This window comes from Xenorhabdus sp. PB62.4 (genome assembly GCF_014467285.1).
GTDB lineage: Bacteria > Pseudomonadota > Gammaproteobacteria > Enterobacterales > Enterobacteriaceae > Xenorhabdus.
In genome coordinates, this window is record NZ_NKHR01000090.1 from 1 (window position 1) to 1,012 (window position 1,012).

Consider the following 1,012-nt stretch of genomic DNA (forward strand, 5'->3'; position numbering starts at 1 on the left):
ACGCGATGCTCGACTTTAACACCCTATAACCTTGGCTTGTTGAAGCAAGTCGCGTTGACTTTTGCCTTGTTTAAAATTGGCAAAAATACCCAACGTGTGAGAAAGCAGTTTTCTGGCTATTCGATTACTCAAGTGCCACAAATCCCGTGCCCAGCACTTTTCGATAGCAAATTGCCCGGCGAGTTGGCCAATGACGGTTTCAATTAAACGTCGCCTGGCATTAATGCGCTTTCTCGTCTCTCTGGGGACAGGGTCATCCATATTGGCACGCACCGGGGTTATCATTTCAATGCCTTCTTTTTTCATTTCTTGTTTAAATTCAGTACCTAAATACCCTTTATCGCCAAGCAAATAGCCTTTTATCGGGCCGATTACATCCCAGGTTGCTTCACGCTCACTGACATTGGCGGGTGTCAGCGTAAACCCCGTTACCACGCCGGTTTCATCTATCATAAGATGCCCTTTAAAGCCGTAGTAAGTTTCGTTTTTGGCGGCGCAGTACCCATAATCGGCTTGTCCTTTAAAGTTGGCACTGCCTTTTGCTCTTTTGAATCCACAGACGGCCAGCGGAAATCCGTCGATAATATGTACCGGCTTGTCGAACGCGCCCAATAATCTCGCCAGCTTTTCTTGCCGTTTTTGTTTGACAACCCAAAGATTAGAGGCTTGTTTGGCAAAGTTAGCGCGTGAACCTAACCCCGGAAACCATGCGCGCCAGTGGTCACAAAAATACGTCCAAATGCCTTTATCTGTTGAAAATCCTAAGAATTCACCAATCACTTCCATCGCGATGACTTCCGCATCACTCAACTTAGGTGGGATCCCCCGGCTCCTCAATCGTGTGCCTTGCTGTAACGCTGTTAAATTATCGTCTACCCAACAAAACACCCAAATGATAAAATCTTGCTGTGACATAGCCCTTGTTCCTTTATTTCTCTCAGTTTGGCGACTTAAAGTTATAAAGGAGCGGCTATGTCATTTCAACTCACCTCGAAAGTCGAGCATCGCGTTA

Annotated in this window: 1 protein-coding gene; it reads right to left on the reverse strand. The window is 46.1% G+C overall.

Annotation, left to right across the window (positions count from 1 at the left end; all coding sequences use genetic code 11):
- Positions 1-15: 15 nt before the first annotated feature.
- A complete protein-coding gene (locus Xenpb_RS19325; RefSeq protein ID WP_187655735.1) occupies positions 16-915 on the reverse strand; it encodes an IS982 family transposase in 900 nt (299 codons plus the stop codon).
- Positions 916-1,012 lie beyond the last annotated feature (97 nt).